Origin of the sequence: Motilibacter rhizosphaerae (genome assembly GCF_004216915.1) — a bacterium.
Lineage (GTDB): Bacteria > Actinomycetota > Actinomycetes > Motilibacterales > Motilibacteraceae > Motilibacter > Motilibacter rhizosphaerae.
This window is the reverse complement of record NZ_SGXD01000002.1, coordinates 454,626-478,246: the sequence shown is the minus strand read 5'-3', so window position 1 is coordinate 478,246 and position 23,621 is coordinate 454,626. Positions and strand designations below refer to the sequence as shown.

General features: G+C 74.7%; 21 protein-coding genes. 19 read left to right on the top strand and 2 right to left on the bottom strand.

The features are described 5' to 3' along the window. Nucleotides 1-5: 5 nt before the first annotated feature. Nucleotides 6-1,019, top strand: a complete 1,014-nt coding sequence (locus EV189_RS07750) for a LacI family DNA-binding transcriptional regulator (protein WP_130492350.1) — start codon at nt 6-8, stop codon at nt 1,017-1,019. 4 nt (nt 1,020-1,023) lie between these two features. Here EV189_RS07750 and EV189_RS07745 read toward each other — a convergent pair whose 3' ends face one another. Further along, the gene (locus tag EV189_RS07745; protein WP_130492937.1) at nt 1,024-2,061 is read right to left on the bottom strand and encodes a LacI family DNA-binding transcriptional regulator; all 1,038 of its coding nucleotides are present in this window, start codon (nt 2,059-2,061) and stop codon (nt 1,024-1,026) included. A 211-nt stretch (nt 2,062-2,272) separates the two neighbouring features. On the opposite strand from EV189_RS07745, the gene EV189_RS07740 reads away from it, so the two are divergent. After that, on the top strand, nt 2,273-3,493 hold the full coding sequence (locus EV189_RS07740; RefSeq protein ID WP_130492349.1) for an endo-1,4-beta-xylanase: 1,221 nt from the start codon (nt 2,273-2,275) through the stop codon (nt 3,491-3,493). Between the two features lie 74 nt (nt 3,494-3,567). Next, nucleotides 3,568-5,067, top strand: coding sequence for a GGDEF domain-containing protein (locus EV189_RS07735; protein WP_130492348.1), 1,500 nt, complete (start codon nt 3,568-3,570; stop codon nt 5,065-5,067). A 173-nt stretch (nt 5,068-5,240) separates the two neighbouring features. Here the strand turns inward: EV189_RS07735 and EV189_RS07730 are convergent, their stop codons facing one another. Beyond that, nucleotides 5,241-6,731 carry an HNH endonuclease signature motif containing protein gene (locus tag EV189_RS07730; protein WP_130492347.1) on the bottom strand — a complete coding sequence of 497 codons (1,491 nt, stop codon included), beginning with the start codon at nt 6,729-6,731 and terminating at the stop codon, nt 5,241-5,243. 501 nt (nt 6,732-7,232) lie between these two features. Between EV189_RS07730 and EV189_RS07725 the strand changes: the two genes are divergently transcribed. The 16 genes from EV189_RS07725 to EV189_RS07655 all read left to right on the top strand — a co-directional run bounded on the left by EV189_RS07725 (nt 7,233) and on the right by EV189_RS07655 (nt 23,527). Beyond that, nucleotides 7,233-7,592, top strand: coding sequence for a DUF4233 domain-containing protein (locus EV189_RS07725; RefSeq protein ID WP_130492346.1), 360 nt, complete (start codon nt 7,233-7,235; stop codon nt 7,590-7,592). Between the two features lie 23 nt (nt 7,593-7,615). Then, nucleotides 7,616-8,062, top strand: coding sequence for a nucleoside-diphosphate kinase (ndk, locus tag EV189_RS07720; RefSeq protein ID WP_130492345.1), 447 nt, complete (start codon nt 7,616-7,618; stop codon nt 8,060-8,062). Nucleotides 8,063-8,276: 214 nt separating this feature from the next. Next, on the top strand, nt 8,277-9,308 hold the full coding sequence (locus EV189_RS07715; protein WP_130492344.1) for a rod shape-determining protein: 1,032 nt from the start codon (nt 8,277-8,279) through the stop codon (nt 9,306-9,308). 41 nt (nt 9,309-9,349) lie between these two features. Beyond that, a complete protein-coding gene (mreC, locus tag EV189_RS07710) occupies nt 9,350-10,192 on the top strand; it encodes a rod shape-determining protein MreC (RefSeq protein WP_130492343.1) in 843 nt (280 codons plus the stop codon). Beyond that, nucleotides 10,189-10,704, top strand: a complete 516-nt coding sequence (gene mreD / locus EV189_RS07705; protein ID WP_130492342.1) for a rod shape-determining protein MreD — start codon at nt 10,189-10,191, stop codon at nt 10,702-10,704. Before mreC ends, mreD begins: the two co-directional genes overlap by 4 nt. After that, nucleotides 10,701-12,893, top strand: coding sequence for a penicillin-binding protein 2 (gene mrdA, locus EV189_RS07700; protein ID WP_231116170.1), 2,193 nt, complete (start codon nt 10,701-10,703; stop codon nt 12,891-12,893). The genes mreD and mrdA overlap by 4 nt, the downstream gene beginning before the upstream one ends. Continuing rightward, a complete protein-coding gene (rodA, locus tag EV189_RS07695; RefSeq protein WP_130492341.1) occupies nt 12,890-14,071 on the top strand; it encodes a rod shape-determining protein RodA in 1,182 nt (393 codons plus the stop codon). The genes mrdA and rodA overlap by 4 nt, the downstream gene beginning before the upstream one ends. A 65-nt stretch (nt 14,072-14,136) precedes the next feature. Next, nucleotides 14,137-15,066: a hypothetical protein gene (locus EV189_RS07690; RefSeq protein WP_130492340.1), complete on the top strand. Its 930-nt coding sequence runs from the start codon at nt 14,137-14,139 to the stop codon at nt 15,064-15,066. Nucleotides 15,067-15,121: 55 nt separating this feature from the next. Further along, the gene (locus EV189_RS07685; protein WP_130492339.1) at nt 15,122-15,649 is read left to right on the top strand and encodes a SigE family RNA polymerase sigma factor; all 528 of its coding nucleotides are present in this window, start codon (nt 15,122-15,124) and stop codon (nt 15,647-15,649) included. Next, complete coding sequence (locus EV189_RS20130) at nt 15,646-15,888, top strand: hypothetical protein (protein ID WP_165400189.1); 243 nt, start codon at nt 15,646-15,648, stop codon at nt 15,886-15,888. The genes EV189_RS07685 and EV189_RS20130 overlap by 4 nt, the downstream gene beginning before the upstream one ends. Beyond that, nucleotides 15,885-16,565: a signal peptidase I gene (gene lepB / locus EV189_RS07680; RefSeq protein WP_165400188.1), complete on the top strand. Its 681-nt coding sequence runs from the start codon at nt 15,885-15,887 to the stop codon at nt 16,563-16,565. Before EV189_RS20130 ends, lepB begins: the two co-directional genes overlap by 4 nt. A gap of 121 nt (nt 16,566-16,686) precedes the next feature. Continuing rightward, nucleotides 16,687-16,965 carry a hypothetical protein gene (locus EV189_RS07675; protein WP_130492337.1) on the top strand — a complete coding sequence of 93 codons (279 nt, stop codon included), beginning with the start codon at nt 16,687-16,689 and terminating at the stop codon, nt 16,963-16,965. Between the two features lie 11 nt (nt 16,966-16,976). Continuing rightward, complete coding sequence (locus EV189_RS07670) at nt 16,977-17,489, top strand: GAF domain-containing protein (protein WP_130492336.1); 513 nt, start codon at nt 16,977-16,979, stop codon at nt 17,487-17,489. Between the two features lie 88 nt (nt 17,490-17,577). Next, nucleotides 17,578-19,509, top strand: coding sequence for a TIGR03960 family B12-binding radical SAM protein (locus EV189_RS07665; RefSeq protein WP_130492335.1), 1,932 nt, complete (start codon nt 17,578-17,580; stop codon nt 19,507-19,509). Continuing rightward, nucleotides 19,509-20,285, top strand: coding sequence for a TIGR03936 family radical SAM-associated protein (locus EV189_RS07660; protein WP_130492334.1), 777 nt, complete (start codon nt 19,509-19,511; stop codon nt 20,283-20,285). The genes EV189_RS07665 and EV189_RS07660 overlap by 1 nt, the downstream gene beginning before the upstream one ends. Nucleotides 20,286-20,419: 134 nt before the next feature. After that, nucleotides 20,420-23,527 (top strand): Rne/Rng family ribonuclease, encoded by a 3,108-nt coding sequence (locus tag EV189_RS07655; protein WP_130492333.1) that lies wholly within the window; start codon nt 20,420-20,422, stop codon nt 23,525-23,527. The last annotated feature ends 94 nt before the right edge of the window (nt 23,528-23,621 follow it).

Here is a 23,621-nt window from a genome sequence, read left to right as displayed (position 1 = left end):
CCCGCGTGGTCGAGGCCGGGCGGCGGCCCACCATCCGCGACATCGCGCGGGAGGTGGGCATCTCCAAGGCGAGCGTCTCGTTCGCCCTCAACGGCCGCCCCGGCGTGTCCGCCGAGACCCGCGCCGCCGTGCTCGACGCGGCGAAGCGGCTGGGCTGGCACCCGAGCAGCGCCGCCCGCGGGCTGTCGGAGGCGCGGGCGAGGGCCGTCGGCCTCGTCGTCGCCCGGCCGCCGGAGCTGCTGCAGGCGGAGCCGTTCTTCGCGGCGCTCATCGCCGGGCTGGAGTCGGCGCTCTCGCCGCTGGGGATCGGGCTGACGCTCACCCTCGTGGGCGACGTGCGCGAGGAGAGCGAGGTCCACCGGCGCTGGTGGGCCGAGCGCCGGGTCGACGGCGTCGTCGTCATCGACGTGCGTGCTCGCGACCCGCGGCTGCCCGTGCTGCGCGAGATCGGCCTCCCGGCCGTGGTGTTCGGCTCGCACGCGAAGGTCGACGGCATCCCCTCCCTGCGCGTCGACGACCGCGCTCCCGCCACCGCCGCGCTGACCCACCTCGTGGAGCGCGGGCACCGGCGCATCGCCCGCGTGGGGGGACCGGCCGGCCTGGCGAGCACCCGCTCGCGGGCGAGCGCCTTTCGCCGGGCGAGCGAGCAGCTGACGGGCCAGACCGGCACGGACGTCAGCGCGGACTACACGCCCGAGGGCGGCGTACGCGCCGTCCGCGAGCTGCTCGCCCTGCCCGAGCCGCCGTCCGCGGTGCTCTTCGACAACGACGTCATGGCGGTCGCGGCGATCTCGGCGTGCCTGCGCGACGGGCTGCGCGTCCCCGACGACCTCGCCGTGGTCGCCTGGGACGACTCGCTCATGTGCCGGCTCACCTGCCCGGGCGTCTCCGCGCTCGGCCGCGACGTCGTCGGGGACGCCGGGCGCGCAGCGCGCATGCTGGTCCGCGCGACGGAGGGCGAGGACGTCGCGGACGAGCCGATGAGTGAGCGGGTGCTGGTCGTGCGCGAGAGCAGCTGAGCGCTCAGGCGCTGGTCGTCCGCCGGCCGCTCGTGCCGCGCCGTGCCCTCGGCAGCCGCGGCGGCGCGGTGGACGAGCGCAGCACGAGGTCGGTCGGCAGCGTGAGGTGCGTCTGCGCCGGGCTCGCCCCGCCGAGCAGCTCGAGCAGCAGCTCGACCGCCATGCGTCCCATGTCCTGGATGGGCTGGTTGACGGTCGTGAGCGGCGGCTCGGCCATGACCGACTCGGGGATGTTGTCGAAGCCGACCACCGAGAGCTCGCTCGGCACCGCGATGCCGAGCACCCGCGCCATCTCGAGGGTCTCGATCGCCGAGCGGTCGTTCGCGGCGAAGACCGCCGTCGGCCGGTCTGGCAGCGTCAGCAGGGCGCGGGCGGCGTCGGCGGAGAGCTCCTGCTCGTACGCCCCGATCTGCACGAGGTCGGGGTCGAGCGGGATGCCGTGCGCCTCCAGCGCCTGGCGGTAGCCGAGCGCGCGCTGCTCGGCCGACTCCAGGTCGGGGCGGCCCGCGAGGAAGCCGATGCGCCGGTGCCCCAGGCCCAGCAGGTGCTCGGTGGCGAGCCGCGCCCCGCGCCGGTTGTCCGAGTCGACCATGGGGAGGCCCGACCGCCCGCGGTGCGGGTCCACCGCGACGAGCGGGATGGCGGCGTCGGCCTCGACGACCGTCGGGGTGACGAGCACCGCGCCGTCGATGAGGGTGCCGCCGAGCCGCGAGAGGTAGCGCTTCTCCCAGCCCACGCTGTCGACCGCGAGGCCGCCGGCGGAGTAGACGACGAGCTCGTAGCCCGAGCCGTGGATGGCCCGCGAGGCGCCCTTGAGCAGCTCGGTGCTGAACGGCTCGAGGTCCGCGACGAGGATGCCGATGACGTTGGTCTTGTGGCTGCGCAGGCTGCGCGCCACCAGGCTCGACTCGTAGCCGAGCTCGTCGATGACGGCCTGGACCTTGGCCGCGGTCGCCGCCGCCACGCCGTAGCGGCCGTTGATGACCTTGGACACCGTCGCGACCGAGACGCCGGCGTGGGATGCGACATCGCCGATGGTCACGCGGGGGGAGGGCACCGGCTGATCGTAGCGGCGGAAATCGTTATCGAGAACGATTGACAGCGAAAAGTCGTGCAACTACGTTCGCGAGCGACCACGACCCCGGTCGCTGAACCGCTGGACCGACGACGCACCAGTGAGGGAGAAACCCCATGCTCGCAGACTGTCCAGCGCGGCACCGGGCCGCGCCGACGCGCCACCGCCGGGGCTAGGGGTGGAGCACCGTACGGGCAGCACCGTCGTCACCGTGGTCGACGGCGAGGGGCGACCCGTGGCGGACGCGGACGTGACCGTCCGGCAGACGGCGCACGCCTTCCGCTTCGGCTGCATCGGGTTCGACCTCATCCCGCTGGCCGACGGCGAGCTCGCCGGCGCGGCCGCGGAGGCGGCCGGTCTGCTCGCCGAGCAGTGGCTCGAGCTGTTCAACACGGCCACGCTGCCGTTCTACTGGGGCGACTTCGAGCGCGTGCGCGGCCGGCCCGACACGGCGCGGCTGCTCGCGGCGGCGCGGTGGTTCCGGGACCGGGGCGTCGAGCTCAAGGGCCACCCGCTCGCCTGGCACACGGTCACCGCGCCGTGGCTGCTCGAGCTGTCCACCGACGAGGTCGCCGCCGTGCAGCGCGAGCGGATCACCCGCGAGGTGAGCGGCTTCGCCGGGCTCATCGACACCTGGGACGCGATCAACGAGGTCGTCATCATGCCGGTGTTCGACAAGGAGGACAACGGCATCACCCGGCTGTGCCGCGCGATCGGGCGCATCCCGATGATCCGGCTGGCCTTCGAGACGGCCCGCGCGGCGAACCCCGCGGCGACCCTGCTGCTCAACGACTTCGACATGTCCACGGCGTACGAGTGCCTCATCGAGGGCGTGCTCGAGGCGGGCATCCGCATCGACGCGCTCGGGCTGCAGAGCCACATGCACCAGGGCTACTGGGGCGAGGAGCGCACGCTCGAGACCCTCGACCGCTTCGCGCGGTACGGCCTGCCGATCCACTTCACCGAGAGCACCCTGCTCTCCGGCGACCTCATGCCGCCGGAGATTCAGGACCTCAACGACTGGCAGGTCGAGTCGTGGCCGTCGACGCCCGAGGGCGAGGCGCGCCAGGCCGACGAGGTGGTGCGCCACTACCGCACGCTGCTCGGCCACCCCGCGGTCGAGGCCGTGACGTACTGGGGCATCACCGACGCCGGCGCGTGGCTCGGCGCGCCGGTGGGCTTCGTGCGCGCGGACGGGACGCCCAAGCCGTCGTACGCCGCCCTGCACGGGCTGGTGAAGGGCGAGTGGTGGCTGCCGCCCACCCCGCTGCGCACGGACGCCGGAGGGCGGGTCGCGGTGCGCGGGTGGTACGGCGACTACGAGGTCGCCGCTGCCGGGCAGCGCGGCGGGTTCGCCGTCTCGCCGGGCGCGGAGGAGCAGCAGGTCGTGCTCCGCTAGAGCGGCTCCGCTCAGGCCCGGGCGCGCTCGGCCGATGAGGGCGTCGTACGGGCCGCAGGGGGAGCGGAGGGGGCATGCCCGCAGCAGCGCTGGACGCGGCGGCGGCCGCCGTCGCGGCCCTGGCCTGCCTGCGCGCGGCGCGGATCGCCTCGGCCCGCGGCGCCCGCGCCTGGCGCTGCCAAGCGGCGGCGTGCGCCGCCTGGGCCTGCTGCGCCGGCGTCCCCGCGCTCGAGGTCCCCGGCAGGCTGCTCTTCCTGCTCGGCGTCACGTGCGGGATGTGGCTCACCTCGCGCGCCTCGGACGTCCGCTCCCGCCTCCGCATGCTGCTCGACGGGCTGACCGGCGGCATCGGGGTCGCGATCCTCCTGCGCACCCTGGTGCTCGACCCGGCGTGGCACCCCTCCGCGTCACCCGCGCTGGTCCTCTGGCCGGCCGGCGCGGCGACCCTCGCCGTCTTCTACGCCTGCATCGCGCTGAGCGAGATCCCGCCCGGGCGTCGGACCATGCCGCTGCTGCTCGTCGGCGCGCTGCTCTGCGACGCCACCGGCGCGTGCGCGGAGTCGCTGGAGGTGCTCCGCGGTGAGAGCGGGTCGCCGGTGCCGCACCTGCTGCGCGCGGCGTGCTCCACGCTGGTCCTCGCCTCCGCCCTCGTGTACCGCGGCACGTCCCGGCGCCGGGAGCACCGGTCCTCGTCGCTGCGCGTCGGGCTCGCGCCGTACGCGCTGGCGGCTCCCGCCTCGGTCAGCGCCGTGGTGCGCGCCGCGAGCGAGCGGCTCTCGTGCTTCGAGGTGGGGACCACGTCTTGCCTCGTCGCGCTCGTCCTGCTCCGCCAGGTCGTCACGCTCAGCGAGAACCGCGAGCTCGTCGCGCGGCTGGCGGCTCGCGAGGCCCTGCTCGCGCACGCCGCGACGCACGACGCGCTCACCGGACTGCCCGGCCGCGGCGTGCTCGGGGAGCGGCTCGCGGCGGCGCTGGAGGCCGGGGGTGCCGCCGTCCTGCTCGTCGACCTCGACGGCTTCAAGCAGGTCAACGACAGCCTCGGCCACGCCGTCGGCGACGAGGTGCTCGTCGAAGCCGCCCTCCGGCTCACCGCCGCGGTGCCGGAGCCGGGGGTCGCCGGCCGCCTCGGCGGTGACGAGTTCGCCGTCGTCCTCCCCGACCCCGCGCAGGCGCTGCCGCTCGTCGAGGTGCTCGTGCAGCGGCTCGCCGACGCGTACGCCACCTCCGCCGGACCCGTCCGCGGTGTCAGCGCCAGCATCGGGCTCGCCGTGCGCGACGCGCCCGACGGCACCACCGCGTCGCAGCTGATGCACGAGGCCGACCTCGGCATGTACGCCGCGAAGCGCGCCGGCAAGGGCCGCTGGAGCCCGGCCGCGAGCGCCCCGCGGAGCGGTGAGCAGGAGCTGCCCTCAGAGGGCCGGCTGCGCTGGCGGCTCGACGCGGGAGTGCTGCGCGTCGAGCTGGTACGGGACGGCGGCGCCCGGCTGCTGGGGGAGGAGCCGTGGCCGCCAGCGGCCCGCTCCGCCGCTGCTGTCCCTGCCGTACGCGGTGCCGCCTCGGGTCACGAGGGCTGACGGTCGGTCGGGGCGGCAGTTCGGCGGGGCGGCAGTTCGTCGGCGCGGCAGTCGGCGGCGCGCTGTCGCGCCTGGCCGGGCGTGGCCGAGCCTGAGACCCCTCAAGTCGCGCCCGTGGTCGCGCCCGTAGCCCCGTCCGGCGGGTGCCGGCGGGGCTGGGCTGCTCTCGTGGGTCAGGGGGCGCAGGGTTGGGCGTCTGGTCGTGCTTGGTAGACCCGACCCAGGGGTGTGCGGTGGGCGATGGTCCCGTCGGGTAGCGGGGTGGTGGTCCACCCCCACCAGGTCTTGAGGTTGTGGTGGAGCCGGCATCTGGGGCAGAGGTTGCGGCAGGTGGTGTGCCCGCCGCCAGGGTCGTCCGGGTGGTCGTGGTTGAAGGGCACCGTGTGGTCGACGTCGCAGCGGCTCGCCGGGACCGAGCACGTCGGGTGTCCGCAGTGCAGCCACAGCGCTGTCACGTGCGCCCGCTGGGCGGCGGTGGGTTGGTAGCGCAGCTTGTGGAGGTCGAGGAGCCGGCCGTCGGGGTCGGTGATGGCGAGCTGCCAGGTCCCGTCGGAGGCGAGCAGGCGGCCGAGGTCGGCGGGGATCGGGCCGTGGCCCACGAGGTGGGCGGGGTCCTCGGCGAGGCCGAGGAGCGTGGCGGCGGAGATCTGCACCTGCACCGCCACCGGGCTGCTCGTCCTGGTCAGGGCGGGCAGGAAGTCGCCGTCGGCAGTCGGGTCGAGCAGGACCGAGCAGACCGCGACGAGCGCGTCCGCGCGGGACCCGGCGCGGCGGGCGAACCCGCCCGCGCTTCCGGTCGAGCCACTGTCTCCAGCGGGCAGGTCGCGGGCGATCCGGTCGAGCGCGCTGGACACGACCTGGGCTTCGTCGGCGGTGAGCAGGGCGCGGATCTCGGCCATCCCGTCGGGCAGTGGGGTGACGCGGACGGCGCGCTGCTGGACGGCGGCGGCGTGCCGTTCCGCAGCGCCGCGGGGGTCGAGCTTGGCGACCGCGCGGCGCACGTCGCGGCGCAGCTCGCTGACCGTCCGCTCCGGGGCGCGGCGCAGCACCGCCGCCTCGAGTGCCGGGATGTCCTCGTCGGCGAGGACGGACGCCTCGTCGACCACGACGCGGGCGTGTGCGGGTGAGAGGTGGCCCTCGGTGAGTAGCCACCGCGTACCGGGATGGCGGGTCGTCAGCAGCAGCGCACCGTCCACCATCGCGGCGGTCCCGCGCTCGGTCATCCGCAGCGCGAGCGCCATCTCCGCCTGCGCGGACGCCTCCGCCCCGCCACCGCGCGCCGCACCCGGCACTGTCTCCGCAGTGGCGGCGCTGATCTGCGAGTAGGCCGAGGCGACGAGCTCGGCCTTCACCGCGGCCGCCACAGCCTCCACGCGGGCGCAGGCCTGCACCAGCGCCAGCCGCGCGTCGGCGAGGACCACGACCTCCGGGCGGCCCTCCTTCGGCCCGTCGGCACCGGGGGCCGGTTCCCCCGCCAGCGCCCACGACCGCAGCAGGCCCTCGTCGCGACTCAGCTGCTGCACCAGCGACAGCAGCATCGGCCCCGCGGCGACCTGCTCCAAAGCCTGCGCGAACGGCAGCCCCGGCCCAGGCAGCGCAACGACCCCGGGCACCGGACGGACGGGCAACCCGTCGCCCCACTCAGGACCTTCATTCGAACGCATGTTCGAATGATATCGCTGCCGTGCGCGAGGGGCAAGGGCGAGCCGATGTCAGAGGATCGGATCGAGCCCACTCTGTCCCGCAAGGAGCGGATGACGCTGGGAAGGGCGCACCGGCTGGACAAGGGGGAGTACTGCTCGCTCCCCGCTGGTAGCGCCCAAGAAGTGCTTGATCACGAGGAGCTGGAGAACTCGTGCGGGCGGTGCCGCACCGTGCCAGGCACCTCTGCCGCACGTCCACTCGAGATCTGCATGATCACGGGGGAGGGAGACGCAGGACCGCGGGGTACGGGGTCTTGCCTGGCGAGCGTCGCCCGCACGCTGGCACGCCAGACACACCCGCACGCCAGACACACCCGCACGCCAGACACACCCGCAAGCCAGCACACCCGCCCACTCCCCGAGACGTGCATGATCACGAGGTGATGGCGGTGGCGGACCACGGGCCGGCCACGACATGGAGGACGACGGGCCCCGCGGCGTACGCGGTGGGAGGATGTCCCCGTGCGCCGCCGTCTCGCTGCCGTGGTCCTCGTCCTCGAGGCGCTGGTCGTGTTCTTCGCGGTCCTCGTCGCCAAGGACCTCTCCGACCTCTCGACGGGCCAGCTGACCCTCCTCGGCGGGGGGTTGTGCCTCGCCTGCCTGCTGCTCTGCGGGTTCCTGCGCTACTCCTGGGCCTACGTCGTGGGCTCGGTGCTGCAGGTCGTCGTGGTGCTCAGCGGGCTGGTCGTGCCGATCATGTGGTTCGTGGGCCTCATGTTCGCGGCGATGTGGTTCGGGTTCCTCGTCCTGGCCGCGCACATGGAGCGCAACATCGCGAAGATCCAGGCGGCGCGGGCCGCGACGCCGCCGCCCGCGCGCTGACCCGCGCTCGGTAGGGTCGGCGCGTGACCGACGCGACCGCGCCCCAGCAGACCGAACGCACCCTCGTCCTCGTCAAGCCCGACGGCGTCGAGCGGGGACTCACCGGCGAGGTGCTGCGCCGCATCGAGGCGAAGGGCTACCGCCTGGTCGCGCTCGAGCTGCGGCAGCTGGACCGCGAGACGGCGGCGCGCCACTACGCCGAGCACGAGGGCAAGCCGTTCTTCGAGCCGCTGCTGGAGTTCATCACCTCGGGTCCGCTGGTGGCCGCGGTGTTCGAGGGCCAGCGCGTGATCGAGGGCTTCCGCTCCATCGCCGGTGCGACCGACCCGACGGTGGCCGCCCCGGGCTCCATCCGCGGCGACCTCGCCCGCGACTGGGGACGCAAGGTCATCGCCAACATCGTCCACGGCTCCGACTCGCCCGAGTCCGCGGCCCGTGAGATCGCCATCTACTTCCCCGGGCTCGCCTGAGCGCCGCTGGTCGCGGCCCGGCGGCCCCGCCCGACCCGGCAGGGCCGCCCCGCCCGGACCCCGGGCTCGCCTGAGCGCCCCGCGACGCGCGCGGGGCAGTGCCGGGAACTCGATAGAGTGACCCGGTCGTTCGCGGGGCGGGACAGCAGCGCCCCGCTCCGCTGAGCCGCTCGGCTGCCCCTGACCGCACTCTCCAGGAAGGCCGCCCACACCGATGGCGAACCACTTCTCCTTCATCGGCCGTGACATGGCCGTCGACCTCGGCACGGCCAACACCCTGGTCTACGTCCGCGGTCGCGGGATCGTCCTCAACGAGCCCAGCGTCGTGGCGATCAACACCGGCAGCGGCGGCATCGTCGCCGTCGGCGCCGAGGCCAAGAAGATGATCGGCCGCACGCCGGGCAGCATCGTCGCGATCCGCCCGCTGAAGGACGGTGTCATCGCCGACTTCGACGTGACCGAGAAGATGCTGCGCTACTTCATCCAGAAGGTGCACCGCCGCAGCAGGTTCTCGCACCCCCGCCTCGTCGTCTGCGTGCCCAGCGGCATCACCGGCGTCGAGCAGCGCGCGGTCAAGGAGGCCGGCTACGGCGCGGGCGCCCGCAAGGTCTTCATCATCGAGGAGCCGATGGCCGCCGCGATCGGCGCCGGGCTCCCGGTGAGCGAGCCGACCGGCAACATGATCGTCGACATCGGCGGCGGCACGACCGAGGTCGCCGTCATCTCCCTCGGCGGCATCGTCACGAGCCAGTCCATCCGCACGGGCGGCGACGAGCTGGACAACGCGATCATCCAGTACGTCAAGAAGGAGTACTCGCTGATGCTCGGCGAGCGCACCTCCGAGGAGATCAAGATGCAGATCGGCTCGGCGTTCCCGACGCCCGACGAGCCGAACGCCGAGATCCGCGGCCGCGACCTCGTCAGCGGGCTGCCGAAGACCATCGTGGTCAGCGCGGAGGAGATCCGCCGCGCCATCGAGGAGCCGGTCAACGCGATCGTCGACGCGGTCAAGACCACGCTCGACAAGTGTCCCCCGGAGCTCTCCGGCGACATCATGGACCGCGGGATCATGCTGGCCGGCGGCGGCGCCCTGCTCCACGGGCTCGACGAGCGGCTGCGCCACGAGACCGGCATGCCGATCCACATCGCCGACCGCCCGCTGGACGCCGTCGCCCTCGGCTCCGGCCGCTGCGTGGAGGACTTCGAGCAGCTCCAGCAGGTCCTGCTGCCCGAACCGCGCCACTAGGTTGCCGGCCTCCTCGACCTCCCGGCCCGGAGCGCCGGCCGATGGGGCGTGACTCCCGCCGCACCCGGCTGGTCCTCACCCTGCTGCTCCTGACCTCGGTCACGCTGCTCCTGCTCGACGGCCGCTCGGGCGCAGGCTCCCCGCTCCGCCGCGTGCGCGACGCGGCCGGCGCCGTGCTCGGTCCCGTGCAGCGGGCGGTCGCCTCGGCCGCCGGGCCGCCGGTCCGCTTCGCCCAGGGGCTCGGCGACGTCGGCAGCCGCGAGGACGAGCTGCGCCGGCTGCGCACGGAGGACCAGGTGCTCCGCCAGCAGCTCGCGCAGGGGCAGGACGAGCACCGGCGCCTGCTGGAGCTCGAGCGGCTCACGTCCTCGGCCTCGGCGCTGAGGATCAAGGCCGCGCGCGTCATCGCGCTCTCGCCGGCGCAGGGGTTCTCGACCACGGCGACCATCGACGTCGGCGCGCACGACGGCGTACGCGTCGACACCACGGTCGTCGGCCCCGGCGCCTCCGGGCAGGGGCTCGTGGGGAGGGTCGTCGCCGTCCACCCGACGACCGCGACCGTCCTGCTCGCGACCGATCCCGGCTGCTACGTCGGCGTGCGGCGCAGCACGACCGGTGGGCTGTTCGGCGGAGTGGCCGGCACCGGAGCGGGCCGCGACCTCGAGCTCACCGGCTTCGACCCGGACCCGGTCAAGGTGGGGGAGTCGCTCGTCACGGCGGGGTCCGCCGGCGGGCGCCCCTTCGTCAAGGACGTGCTGGTCGGCAAGGTGGTCAAGGTCCGTACCGCTCCCGGCACGCTCACCACGCGCGCGACGGTGACGCCGGCCGTCGACTTCGGCCGGCTCGACGTCGTGGGGGTCGTGGTGGGGCAGCAGGGACCGTGAGCACCCTGCGCGCGGCCCTGCTCGCCCTCCTCGTGCTCACCGCGGTGCTCGTCCAGTCGGTCGTGCTCGCGCCGCTCCACCTGCCCGGCGCGACGCCGGACGTCGTCCTGCTCGTCGTCGTCGGCACCGCCCAGGCGTGGGGCCGGCTGCCGGGCGCGGTGGCGGGCTTCGCCGCTGGCCTCGCCGTCGACCTCCTCCCGCCCTCCGACGGCGCGGCCGGACGCTGGGCCGCCGTCCTCACCGTGCTCGGGTACGCCGTGGGCCGGACGTTCGAGCACGTGGCGGCGGCGCCGCTGCGCACCCTGCTGGCCGTCGTCGTGGCCGCTCCCGCGAGCGTCGCCGGGAGCGCCCTGCTCGGCACGCTGATCGGCGACCCGGGCGTCGCGTGGTCCCGCGTGCCGCAGGTCGCGCTCGCCGCGCTGGCATACGATCTGGTGCTGACTCCGCTCGTCGTGCCGGCGGTCCAGCGCCTGGCCCGCACGGCAGACCCGGAAGCAGGAGTGCGCCTGTGAGCGAGCGTTCGACCGTGCGGCTGCTCGTCCTCATGGTGCTCGTGGTCTCGCTGCTCGGGACGCTCGGCGGCCGGCTGTGGTACCTCCAGGTCCGCACCGGCTCGAGCTTCGCGCAGGCCGCGACGAGCAACCGCGTGCGCGAGATCGTCACGCCCGCCACGCGCGGGCTCATCCTCGACGCGCAGGGCCGCCGGCTGGCGCAGAACACCACGGCCCTCGTCGTCTCGGTGAGCCGCACCGAGCTGCTCAAGCAGCCGCACGGGGGCGTCGCCCTCCTGACCCGCCTCGCGAAGGTCCTGGGCACCACCGAGCAGGAGCTGCACCAGCGCACGACGCTGTGCTCGGAGCCCGGCCGCGTCAAGGGCGTGTGCTGGAACGGCTCGCCCTACGAGCCGATCCCGGTCTCCGACATCGGCGCGCTCAGCCAGCAGCAGCAGATGCTCATCGCGCAGCGGATCAACGAGCGCCAGGAGGACTTCCCCGGCGTCACGGCCGAGCAGACGGCCGTCCGGGACTACCCCGGCGCGGGCGTCGGGGCCAACGCGGCCCAGCTGCTCGGCTACCTCGGCCCGGTGACGCAGGACGAGATCGACAAGGCCAAGGCGGCGGGCCAGCAGCTGGAGGGCGGCGACCTCGTCGGGCGCTCGGGGCTGGAGAAGGAGTACGACTCCTACCTGCGCGGCGTCCCCGGCGTCGAGCAGCTCGCCGTCGACCACCGCGGCGGGGTGACGGGCACGATCGCGGAGACGGACCCGACCCCCGGCGACTACCTCGTCACGACGATCGACGCCAAGGTGCAGAAGGCGGCGGAGGACGCCCTGCGCGGCGCGATCACGCACGCGCGCACGGTCGGCGACCCCAACAAGGCCTTCAAGAAGTACAAGGCCGACTCGGGCGCGGTCGTCGTGCTCGACACGCAGACCGGTGGCGTCGTCGCGATGGCGAGCTACCCGAGCTACGACCCGAACGTCTGGGTGAACGGCATCTCCAGCAAGGAGTACGCCGCCATCACCGGCGCCGGCGCCAACTACCCGGTGCTCAACCGCGCGATCCAGGGCGACTACGCCGCCGGCTCGATCTTCAAGGCCATCTCGACGGCCGGCGCGGTGAAGGCGGGCTACTCCACGAGCTCCAGCGTGGACTGCCCGTCGAGCTACCCCGTCGGCGGCAAGCCGAAGAAGAACTACGAGTCCGAGGCGTACGGCCGCATCTCCTTCGAGCGCGCGATCGAGGTCTCCTGCGACACCAACTGGTACGCCTTCGCGCAGCACACCTGGGACCGGCTCGGCGGCTACAGCCAGAAGAGCGACGCGAAGGACCCGTTCGTCCAGGCGGCCAAGGGCTACGGCCTCGGCGAGCAGACCGGGATCGACCTGCCGGGCGAGCACGGCGGGCGCATCCCGACGCGCGAGTGGAAGCGGGCGTACTGGGAGCAGACGAAGGCCAGCTCGTGCCTGCGGGCGAAGAAGGGCTACCCCGAGCTCTCCGGCGACCGGGCGCGCTTCCTCCTCCAGCTGGCCAAGGAGAACTGCACCGACGGCTGGCGCTACGGCCCCGGTGACGAGGCGAACTTCGTCATCGGCCAGGGCGACGTGCTCGTCACGCCGCTGCAGATGGCGCGCGTCTACGCCGCCGTCGCCAACGGCGGCACGATGTGGGAGCCCCACGTGGCGAAGGCCGTCATGTCGCCCGCGGGCCGGGTCATCAAGCAGTTCCGGCCGGTCTCGGCCGGCAAGCTCCCCGCCTCCAAGGGGACCATCGACTTCCTCCACACCGCCCTGCACGGCGTCACCGTCAAGGGGACAGCCGCCGGGGTCTTCCGCGGCTGGCCGAACGACGCGCTGCCGATGGCGGCGAAGACCGGCACGGCCGAGGTCTACGGCAAGCAGTCGACGTCGTGGTTCGCGTCGTTCGGGCCCGTCAGCAACCCGAGGTACGCCGTGGTGATGATGGTCTCGCAGGGCGGCACCGGGTCGGGCACCTCCGGTCCTGCGGTCCGGAAGATCTACGAGGCGCTGCTCGGCGTCAAGGGCACGACGGTGGACCCGGCGACCGCGGTGCCCCCGGGCGCGCAGCAGCCGAAGGCGCTGCCCCGCGTCGCTCCCGACGGACGGATCCTCGCACCGCAGGGCCGCAAGCCCACGGCCGTGGTGCGCCCCCGGAAGAGCTCCGGGAAGAAGGGCGCGTGACCGCCACCACCGCGTACGCCGTGCCGCGGTCGCGCGCGACCGACCGCGGCGGCGCGCTGCGGCGGGTCGACTGGGTGCTGCTCGCGGCCGTCGCCGGGCTGCTCGCGATCGGCGCGCTGGAGGTCTGGTCGGTGACCAGCGGCGGCAGCCCCTCGGCGCCGAAGGGCCGCTCCTTCCTCAAGAAGGAGGCCGTCAACGTCGGCATCGGCAGCGTGCTGGCCCTCGCCGCGGCGTGGTTCGACTACCGCCGCCTGCGGCTCTGGGCGCCGGTGGTCTACGCCGCCGCGGTCCTCGGGCTGGTGGCGGTGCTCTCGCCGCTCGGCGCGACCATCAACGGCTCGCACTCCTGGATCCTGCTGCCGGCCGGCTTCTCGATCCAGCCCTCGGAGATCGCCAAGGTCGCGCTGGTCGTCGGGCTCGCGATGGTCCTGTCGGAGAAGCGCGGCAGCGAGACCGCCGCCGGCGACGGGGACGTCGTGCTCGCGCTCGTCGGTGCGGCCGTGCCGCTCGGCCTCGTCATGCTGCAGCCCGACCTCGGCACCGCGCTGGTCATCTCGCTGATGGTCGTCGGCATGATCGCGGTGTCCGGAGCGCCCCTGCGCTGGGTGGTGCTGCTCGTGGTCACCGCCGCGGGGCTCGGCACGGCGGCGGTGACCGTGCCGGGACTGCTGTCGCCGTACCAGGTCGACCGGCTCACGTCGTTCGCCCACCCCGACCGCGACCTCTCCGGCTCGGCCTACAACGTGCACCAGGGCATGATCGCGATCGGCGGCGGGGGCCTGCACGGCTACGGGCTCTTCCACGGCCCGCAGACGCAGGGCGGGTTCGTGCCCGAGCAGCAGACGGACTTCATCTTCACCGCCGTGGGGGAGGAGCTGGGCTTCCGCGGCGCGCTCGCGCTCGTGGCACTGCTCCTCGTCGTGCTCTGGCGCGCGGGGCGGATCGCCTGGGCCGCCGACGACCTGTTCGGCCGGCTCGTCGGCGTGGGGACGATCTGCTGGTTCGGCTTCCAGGCGTTCGAGAACATCGGGATGACCCTCGGGATCATGCCGGTGACCGGTGTGCCGCTGCCCTTCGTGTCGTACGGCGGCTCCTCGACCTTCGCCGCCCTCGTGGCGGTCGGGCTGCTGCAGAACGTCCACACGCGCAGGTCGGGGCGCCACCCCGGTGTGGATTGATCCCAGTCGCGACTGAACCAGAAGGCCACTGAACCGGGACACCGTCCCGCCTGCTCCTCCTGGCCATGAGGTCCCCGAGGGTGCTCGCCGCCGCTGCCGCTCTGCTCGTCCTGCTCGCCGCGGCTCCCGCGTCGGCCAAGCAGATCCACGACACCGCCCGAGGTGACGCCACCCTGCAGTCCACGACCGCGCTGCCCGGGCTCGCCACCGGGCAGGCGGCGGAGGTCGTCGCGTCCGTCCGGCTCGGCGCCCCGAACCAGCGCCAGGTCGCCGTCGGCGTGCGGCTCGGCTGCGGTCCGGCCGGTCTGCGCTCGACGCACCAGGTGTGGGACGGGACGAACCGCATGGCCGGGCAGCGCCCGACCGTGCTGCGGGTGCGGATGCTCTACGTCGCCCCGCGCGCCGGGGACTACGCCTGCCGGCTGCGAGTGACGGTCGCCACGCACATCGGCGTCCGTGGTGCCGGGATCCCGCTCGGCGGCGTGACCCTCGCCGCGACGCCGCTGGCGGCCCCAGCCTGGACGGCGCGCGCGGTCGAGACCGGGCACGGCGCGAACGTCTTCGTGCCGCTCGGCAGCCGCGAGGTCCGGGTGCCGCTGCTGTCGTGGACGCCGACGGCCGCCGGGACGTACGCGGTGACCGCGGACACCTACCTCACCGAGTGCCACCGCAACCTGCTCGACAAGTTCTGCCCCCAGGGCTGGCACTACCCGCGCACCGGCCGCGCGGTGACCCGTACGCGGCTGCTCGTCGCGCCCGAGCGGCCCGGACCGGGTTGCTCCCCGCGCAGCAGCCGCCCGCAGACCGTCGTCATCGACAGCCTCGTGCACCACCTGCGGGTGCCGCACCGGCTCGTCGTTCCCCTCGACCCCGCGTGCGGCGCGTGGACGGTCAGCCTGCTCGCCTCCGACCCGGCGCCGGGGACCACCGCGTACGTCGTCGGCATGCGCAACCCCTACACGACCGCCTACGCCGTCCCCGTCAGCGCTCCCTGAGGATCGGCTCAGCGCCGCGCGGAACCTTCTCGGGCCCCCGCGCGTGCTCCTCGTCGTGACCGCTCCTCCCGACCCGGCGTTCGAGGCGTTCGTGCGCTCGGCGTCCCCGCGCCTGCGCGCCACCGCGTACCTCCTCACGGGGGACGCGGGCCGCGCCGAGGACCTCCTGCAGAACGCGCTGGTCGCGGTCTACCTGCGCTGGGAGCGGCTGGAGGGCGACCCCGTCGACTACGCGCGGCGCTGCGTCGCCAACGGCTCGGTCAGCTGGTGGCGGCGGGTCGGCCGGCGCGAGGCGCCCGGGCCCGTGGTCGAGCTCGGCCGGATCCCCGACCTCGCCGACGACGCCGTACGCCGCCGGGCCGTCGCGCAGGCGCTGGCCGGGCTGACCGAGCGGGAGCGGCGGGTGGTGGTGCTGCGCTACGTCGAGGACCTCTCCGAGCAGCAGACGGCCGAGGTGCTCGGCATCGCCACGGGCACCGTGAAGAGCGCGTGCGCGCGGGCGCTGCGCAAGCTGCGGGTGTCGCCGTACCTCGACGAGCTGGGCGGCGCGCCGGCGCGCGCCGTGCTGGAGGAGCTGGCATGAGCGGGCAGAGCACCACCGTCCCCGAGCTGCGCCGCGCGCTGGCCGTGGCGCCGTGGGGCGAGCCGGTGGCCGCGTACGCCGTGGTGCGCGCCGCCGCCCGCGCCACGCGCCGGCGCCGGGCCGCGGCGCTCGTCCTGGCCCTGCTCGTCGGCTCCGGCGCGGTCGTCGCGTGGCCCGGCGACGCGGCGGCGGCAGCCCCTGCGCCGTCCGCGGCACAGGCGTGGGAAGGTGCCCTGTGACCGAGGTGCACGAGGAGAGCGGGACCCAGCAGGTGAAGCGGAGCTCGAGGTGGCGCTCCTGGCTGGAGCTGCCGGTGATCGTCGGGGTCGCCCTGCTGCTCTCGCTGCTCGTCCGCAGCTTCCTCGTGGAGGCCTTCGTCATCCCGAGCGGCTCGATGGAGCAGACGCTGCGCGTCGGCGACCGCATCGCGGTCGAGAAGGTCGGCTACCGCTTCGGCTCGATCTCCCGCGGCGACGTCGTGGTCTTCCACGGCCCGGCGGGCTGGGAGAGCGAGACGTCGGGCGAGGGCGCCGGCGGCGTGCTCGGCGCGGTGCAGACCGTGGGGTCGTGGTTCGGGCTGCCGACGCCCTCCGACGACGACTTCGTCAAGCGCGTCATCGGCCTGCCGGGCGACCACGTGGAGTGCGCGGGCCCCGGCCTGCCCGTCAAGGTCAACGGCAAGGCCGTCGCCGAGTCCTACATCTACCCCGGGGACGACCCGTCGGGGACGCCGTTCTCCGTCACCGTGCCGCCGGGCGACCTCTGGGTGATGGGAGACCACCGCGGCGACTCCGCGGACTCGCGCTCGCACCTCGACGACCCCGACCGCGGGTTCGTCCCCGAGCACGACGTCGTCGGGCGCGCGGTCGCCGTGGTCTGGCCGCCCACCCACTGGCGGCGGCTGCCGCGCGACTGAGCGGGCGGTGACGCGGGTCACGCCGCGTCCACCCGTACGGGCCAGGGCGGGACGCCCGGACGCGCCGATGCAGGGGGAGTGCCTGTCGGACGACCGGCTCGATCCCCAGGAGGACCTCCCCGTGCCCCCAGCCACGGCGCCTGCGCGCGGCGTCACCGAACCCACCCTCGACGACCTGCTGGTCAGCCTGCGCCGGGTGCTCGCCGGCCGCTTCGACGAGGTGTGGGCCGCGATCTGCGCCGCCGCGCGGATCACCCCCTCCACGAGGGTCGCTGACCCCGACACCCTCACCCGCGTGCTCGAGGCCACGCTCGCGCAGGGCGGCGCGGCCCGGATCTCCGGCCAGTCGCTGCTCATCCGCCAGCGCAGCGCCCGCACCCTCGCCCGCCTCGGCCAGTAGGAGCCGCCGCCATGAACCCCGTCATCGCCAACGACCCCGTCACCGACGCCGAGCGCCTCCAGGAGGTCGGCTCCTACGACCTCTACTCCGACGAGGTCCGCGCCCAGCTCGACGCCTTCGCCCGCGCCGCGGCCGCGCGCTTCGACCTGCCCATCGGCCTGGTCTCGATCGTCCTGGACGAGGCCCAGTACCTCGCCGGCACCTCGGGCGTCGAGGGCTGGATCGACGAGGCGGACGGCACGCCCGTGGAGTGGTCCTTCTGCGTCAACGCCGTGCGCAACCGCGCGCCGTACGTCGTCCCGGACGCGACCGTCGACCCGCTGCAGCACGACAACCCGCTCGTCACCGACGACGGCATCCGCAGCTACGCCGGCGCGCCGCTGGTGACCAGCTCGGGCCACGTGCTCGGGTCCTACTGCGTCATCGGGACCACCCCGCGCGACTTCACCGCCGAGGAGGTCGCGGAGCTGACCCGCATGGCCGACGAGGTCGTCGCCGCCATCGAGCAGCACCGGGACGCCTGAGCCTCCGGCGGGACGGCCGTACCCTAGGGGCAGTCGACCGTCCCGCCGCTGAGCCCTCAGCACGATCCCGCACGGGGAGACCCCGCCCATGCCCGTAGCCTCGGTGTTCCCGCAGCTCGAGCCGCTGCTCGCGCGCGTGCAGAAGCCGGTCCAGTACGTCGGTGGCGAGCTGAACGCGCAGGTCAAGGACTGGGACGCGGCGAGCGTGCGCTGGGCGCTGATGTACCCCGACGCGTACGAGGTCGGCCTGCCCAACCAGGGCCTGCAGATCCTCTACGAGGTGCTCAACGAGCAGCCCGACGTGCTGGCCGAGCGGACCTACAGCGTGTGGCCGGACCTCGAGGCGCTCATGCGCGAGCACCGCGTCCCGCAGTTCACCGTCGACGCGCACCGTCCCGTCGGGGCCTTCGACGTCTTCGGCGTGTCGTTCGCGACCGAGCTGGGCTACACCAACCTGCTCGCGGCGCTCGACCTCGCCGGCGTCCCGCTCGCCGCGGCGGACCGCGACGAGTCGCACCCGGTCGTCGTCGCCGGCGGGCACGCGGCCTTCAACCCCGAGCCCATCGCGGAGTTCATCGACGCGGCCGTGCTGGGCGACGGCGAGGAGGCCGTGCTCGCGATCTCCGCGATCGTGCGCGGCTGGAAGGCCGAGGGCCGGCCCGGCGGGCGCGAGGAGCTGCTGCTCCGGCTCGCCCGCACCGGCAACCTCTACGTCCCGCGCTTCTACCAGGTCGACTACCTGCTGGACGGCGCCGTCCAGCGCGTCGTGCCGACGCGCTCCGACGTCCCGTGGCGCGTCGGCAAGAACACCGTCATGGACCTCGACGAGTGGCCGTACCCGAAGCAGCCGCTGGTGCCGCTCGCGGAGACCGTCCACGAGCGCATGTCGGTCGAGGTCTTCCGCGGCTGCACCCGCGGGTGCCGCTTCTGCCAGGCCGGCATGATCACGCGGCCCGTGCGCGAGCGCAGCATCACCACGATCGGCGAGATGGTCGAGGCGGGCCTCAAGGCGACCGGCTTCCAGGAGGTCGGGCTGCTCTCGCTGTCGAGCGCCGACCACACCGAGATCGCGGACATCACCAAGGGCCTCGCCGACCGCTACGAGGGTACGAACACCTCGCTCTCGCTGCCGAGCACGCGCGTCGACGCGTTCAACATCGACCTGGCCAACGAGCTCACCCGCAACGGCCGCCGGTCCGGGCTGACCTTCGCGCCCGAGGGCGGCACGGAGCGCATGCGCCGCGTCATCAACAAGATGGTCACCGAGGACGACCTCATCCGGACCGTCGCCGCGGCGTACTCCGCGGGCTGGCGGCAGGTGAAGCTCTACTTCATGTGCGGCCTGCCGACCGAGACCGACGAGGACGTCGTCGCGATCGCCCGCGTCGCCCGCCGCGTCATCGAGACCGGCCGCCAGGTCAGCGGGTCGCGCGACATCCGCTGCACCGTGTCGATCGGCGGGTTCGTGCCCAAGCCGCACACGCCGTTCCAGTGGGCGGCGCAGCTCGACCACGAGACGACCGACGCGCGGCTGCAGAAGCTGCGCGACGCGATCCGCGGCGACCGCGACTACGCGCGAGCCATCGGCTTCCGGTACCACGACGGCAAGCCCGGCATCGTCGAGGGCCTGCTCTCGCGCGGCGACCGCCGCGTCGGCGCCGTGATCCGGCGGGTCTACGAGCAGGGCGGACGCTTCGACGGCTGGAGCGAGCACTTCTCGTTCGAGCGCTGGATGTCCTGCGCCGAGGAGGTGTTCGAGGGCACCTCCGTCTCGGTCGACTGGTACACCACCCGCGAGCGCGGCCAGCACGAGGTGCTGCCCTGGGACCACCTGGACTCCGGGCTGGACAAGGAGTGGCTCTGGCAGGACTGGCAGGACGCCGTCGACCCTGATGGCGCAGTCGAGGTCGACGACTGCCGGTGGAACCCCTGCTTCGACTGCGGCGTCTGCCCGCAGATGGGCACGGAGATCCAGGTCGGGCCGACGGGGCAGAAGCTGCTGCCGCTGAGCGTCGTCTGATGGCGCGCACCCCGGACGGGCCGCCTCCTCCTCCGGCGGTCCAGAAGCTGCGCGTGCGCTGGGCCAAGCGCGGCCGGTTGCGCTTCACGAGCCACCGCGACTTCCAGCGCGCGTTCGAGCGCGCGGTGCGCCGGGCGGGGCTGCCCGTCGCGTACTCCGCGGGGTTCTCGCCCCACCCGAAGATCTCGTACGCCGGGGCGGCTCCCACCGGCACCGCCAGCGAGGCCGAGTACGTCGAGGTGTCCGTCACCACGCGCGTGGACCCGGCCGAGGTCGCGCGCCTGCTCGACGCCGCGATGCCGCCGGGGCTCGACGTGCTCGAGGTCGTCGAGGCCGCGCCCGGCGCCGGCTCGCTGGCCGACCGGCTGCAGGCGTCGCACTGGCGGATCGAGCTGCCCGGCACGGCCGCCGCCCAGGCGGAGGAGGCCGTCGCCGCGTTCCTCGCCTCGCCCGAGGTGCTCGTCGAGCGGCTGACCAAGGACGGGACGCGCACGTTCGACGCGCGCGGCGCCGTGCTGCGGCTCTCGGCGGGGTCCGAGCCCGAGCGGGAGCCGTGTGCGATACTGCACGTGGTCGTACGGCACGGAACCCCGACCGTGCGACCCGATGACGTCCTGTCCGGACTTCGTCGGACGGGGATCCTCGTGACGCCTGCGCCGCCTGTCGCGGTGCGGCTGGCACAGGGCCCCCTCGACGAGCCGACGGGCGAGGTGGGAGACCCGCTCGCCCCTGACCGGAACGCCGTCGGCGCGCCCCTCGCTGTTGGCGGCGCCTGATCGCGGCACGCTGCCGCCGGGCCTGCTGAGCGGGGACGCGCATTCCACAGGCTTCCCGCCGGGCGCGCCCGGCGGCACGAGCCGCTCCCGCGCGGCGCTCCGGCGCCCGGGAGCGGAGGCAGGAGCGGCCACCCATGGTCGAGGACAGCGACACCACCACCAGCGAGACCACCCCCGCTGCCGAGGGAGCGGACACGCCGGCGCCCGCGCGCAAGCGGGCACCCGCGAAGCGCACCGCCGCCAAGCGCACCACCAAGAAGGCCGCGGCTGCTCCGCCCGAGGAGCCGGCTGCCGAGCCCGGTGCTGCCGAGCCCGGTGCTGCCGAGCCGGCGGCCCCCGTGGCGGCGGAGGCGGCCGATGTGCCTGCTCCCGCCGAGGAGGCGCCGGCGCGCCCGCGGCGCACCCGGAAGACCGCGGCGAAGAAGGCCGCACCCGCCGAGCCGCCGGCGCCCGACGCTCCGGCGCCCGACGCCGCGGTCGAGCCACCGGCCGAGCAGCCCGCGGCCGCCGCGGAGCCCGCCGCCGAGCAGCCCGCGCCCGCGCCGCGCAAGCGCGCCGCACGGCGCCCCGCCAAGAAGGCGGCGGCCCCGGTCGTCGAGGAGACCCCGCTCCCCGCCGCGCTGACCGAGCCCATCACCGAGCCGGCCGCCGAGCAGGCCGGGGCGGAGCCGCTCGCGGAGGTCGTCGACGAGGCCGCCGCCGCGCTCGTCCCGCCGGTCGAGGACCTCACCGAGGAGGAGCGGGCGGCCGCGCTCGACGCGGTGGCGCTCGCCAACGAGGCGCCCGCGGTGCCGTCCGTGCTCTTCCAGGCCCCGCCCGCGCCGGAGGAGGCGCCTGCCGCCGCGGACGAGGCTCCCGTGCGCCGCCGCCGCCGCAGCTCGCGCCCGGCCGGGTCCGCCTCGGCCGAGCCGGTGCAGGCCGAGACCCTGCCGGTCGTCGTCGCCGACGAGCCCGCCGCCCCGGCGGCGGAGGCCCCGGCTGCTGGGGCCGCGGGCACCGGCGACACCGCCGACGCTGCCGACACCGCAGGGGACCGGCCGCGCCGCCGCCGCCGGGCCAGCCGCCTGGCGCCCACCGACGTGCCGGCGCTCTCCGAGGAGGAGGCCGCTGAGGCGCTCGCCGACGGCACCGCCCTCGCGGCGCTCGACGAGACCGCCGCGGTCGACGAGCCGACCGGCGAGGACGAGGCCGACGACGACGCCCGCGGTGAGGGCGAGTCCGGCCGTCGCCGCCGCCGTCGCGGGGGACGCGGTCGCCGCAGCCGCGGGCGCGACGACCGCGCCGACGACACGAGCGAGGGCGGCGAGGCCGCCGCGGAGGACGAGCCGGCAGCAGCACCGTCCGCGGCGCCGGCAGGCGACGCGGTCGCGCAGGACGAGCCGGCCGACGCCGACAGCGAGGACGGCGAGGGCAGCAGCAGCTCGCGCCGCCGTCGTCGCCGCCGCCGCCGCGGGGGAGAGGACGTCGAGCCCACCGCCGAGGCCGAGGCGCCCCGCGCCCGCGAGGGCCGCCGGACGCGTACCCGCGACGAGGACGAGGTGTCCTCGCTGCGCGGCTCCACGCGGCTCGAGGCCAAGAAGATGCGCCGCCGCGAGGGGCGCGAGCTGGGCCGGCGGCGCACCCCGCTGCTCAGCGAGGCCGAGTTCCTCGCCCGCCGCGAGAGCGTGCAGCGCACGATGGTCGTGCGCCAGCAGGGCAAGCGCACGCAGATCGCGGTGCTCGAGGACGGCATGCTCGTCGAGCACTACGTCGACAACGGCGAGACCGCGACGATGGTCGGCAGCGTCTACCTCGGCCGAGTGCAGAACGTCCTGCCCAGCATGGAGGCGGCGTTCATCGACCTCGGCAAGGGCCGCAACGCCGTGCTCTACGCCGGTGAGGTCAACTGGGACGCGGCCGGGCTGGAGGGCCAGCCCAAGCGCATCGAGGTCGCGCTGAAGAGCGGCGATCCCGTGCTCGTCCAGGTCACCAAGGACCCCATCGGGACCAAGGGCGCCCGCCTCACGAGCCAGGTCTCGCTGCCGGGTCGCTTCCTGGTCTACGTCCCCGGCGGTGGCATGACCGGCATCAGCCGCAAGCTCCCGGACACCGAGCGCACCCGGCTGAAGTCCATCCTGCGCAAGGTCGTCCCCGAGGACGCCGGCGTCATCGTCCGCACCGCTGCCGAGGGGGCGTCCGAGGAGGACATCGCCGCTGACGTGGCGCGGCTGCAGCAGCAGTGGGAGGAGGTGCAGGCGGCGGCGCGTACGGCCAACGCCCCGGCGCTCCTCCACGGCGAGCCCGACCTCACGGTCCGGGTGCTGCGCGACGTGTTCAACGAGGACTTCACCAGCGTCGTCGTCTCCGGTGACGGGGCGTGGGGCACGGTCGAGCCGTACATCCGCGGTGTCGCCCCCGAGCTCGCCGACCGCGTGACGCGGTGGACGGGCACGGGCGACGTGTTCGCCGCGCACCGCATCGACGAGCAGCTCGCGAAGGCGCTGGACCGCAAGGTCTACCTGCCCTCGGGCGGGTCGCTGGTCATCGACCGCACCGAGGCGATGGTCGTCATCGACGTCAACACGGGGCGCTTCACCGGCAAGGGCGGCAACCTCGAGGAGACCGTCACCAAGAACAACCTCGAGGCCGCGGAGGAGATCGTCCGCCAGCTGCGGCTGCGCGACCTCGGCGGGATCATCGTCGTCGACTTCATCGACATGGTCCTCGAGAGCAACCGCGACCTCGTCATGCGCCGCCTGCTCGAGTGCCTCGGGCGGGACCGCACGAAGCACCAGGTCGCCGAGGTCAGCTCGCTCGGGCTGGTGCAGATGACGCGCAAGCGCGTCGGGACGGGCCTGCTCGAGGCGTTCTCCGAGCCGTGCGAGCACTGCAAGGGGCGCGGCGTCATCGTCTCGCTCGACCGCGTGCTCAACGGCTCTGGTGGCGACCACGACCACGGCTCCCGCCCGCGCGTCGTCGTGCCCCCGGGCGCGGCGCCCTCCCCGGCCCTGCTGGCGCCGCGCGCGGCCGCGGCGGAGCCCGCCGCGGCCGAGGAGCTCGCGGAGGACCCGGTCGCGGCCGAGGACCCGGTCAGCGAGGCGCCGGTCGCTGAGGTCGAGGCGGTGGAGGTCGCGGCCGTCGAGGTCGCGGCGCCGGTCGTCGAGCCCGTCCACGAGCCGGTCCTCGTCGGCGCCGACCCGGTCGAGGAGCCCGTCGACGACGGCCGCCCGCCGCGCCGCCGCCGCCGGGCCACGCGCCCCTGACCCAGCGCTGACCCAGCGCTGACGCAGCGTCCCCTGCTCCGGTCCGTCACCGTACGGGCCGGAGCAGGGCCGTCTCCGGGCGCAGTGCTGCTCC